General features: G+C 66.7%; 1 protein-coding gene. It reads left to right on the top strand.

Annotated features, from left to right (window positions below; translation table 11 throughout):
* Window positions 1-114 precede the first annotated feature (114 nt).
* Window positions 115-966, top strand: coding sequence for an IS5 family transposase (locus PV364_RS41110; RefSeq protein ID WP_319666059.1), 852 nt, complete (start codon window positions 115-117; stop codon window positions 964-966).
* Window positions 967-984: the final 18 nt, after the last annotated feature.

Raw genomic sequence — 984 nt, 5'->3', positions numbered from 1 at the left:
AGACCGACCGGCAATAGGTGGCCGCTGTGCGTCTGGGAGATGGTCTGGATGCGGCACGGGCACGGGCCTGCGTGATCATGGAGTTCTCTACGCTCAGTGATCACGAAGGACGCCGTGCCCGCTCTGCCATCTTGCCTGCTCGAACCCCTCTGGGACCAGTTCGCTGCCCTCCTGCCCGACCGCGGAGAATTCGTCGCGGACCATCCGCTCGGCTGCCACCGCCGCCGGATCGCCGACCGGAAGGTCTTCGAGCACATCGTGCTCGCGCTGGTCCACGGCTCCGGATACGAACGGATCTCCAGTCCCGGATGTTCTGACCGCACGATCCGACGACGCGTCAAAGAGTGGGCTGAGCTGGGAATATCCGGTCAGGTGCACGCCCTCGCGCTTGAGGCGTACGACCGGATGATCGGCCTGGGGCTGAGCGAGATCTCCGTCGACGGCTGCATCACCAAGGCCCCGTCCGGAGGCGAGAAGGCCGGACGTTCCCCGGTCGACCGGGGCAAGCAGGGGCTGAAGCGCTCCGTCGCCTCCGACGCGAGCGGTGTCCCGCTCGGGATCGTCTCCGACGGTGCCAACCGGCACGACTCGCCCCTGCTCGGCCCCACCCTGGAAGCCGCGAAAGCCCAGGTCGGCACGATGCCGACAACAGTCAACGTCAACCTCGACCGCGGCTACGACAGTGCCAAGTCCCGCGCGCTGGTGACAGAGTTGGGATTCACTGCCGAGATCGCGCGCAAGGGCGTGCCGGCTCCGATCCAGGCCGGCAAACGCTGGGTGGTCGAACGCACGCACTCATGGATGAACGGATACGGCAAGCTGCGGCGCTGCACGGAGAAAAGCGGCAAGGTCGTGGACTTCTACCTCTACCTCGCCGCCACCCTCGTCACGCTCCGCATACTGATCCGTCGAGCAACGAGCCGCTACCGCTGGGACGCCCGACCCACCACCCGACGCCTCACATGATCCATTTGCCGGTCGGTC

It is taken from the genome of Streptomyces sp. MI02-7b (genome assembly GCF_033793585.1).
In the GTDB taxonomy this organism is placed as follows: Bacteria; Actinomycetota; Actinomycetes; order Streptomycetales; family Streptomycetaceae; genus Actinacidiphila.
This window is presented reverse-complemented; position numbering and strand designations above follow the sequence as displayed.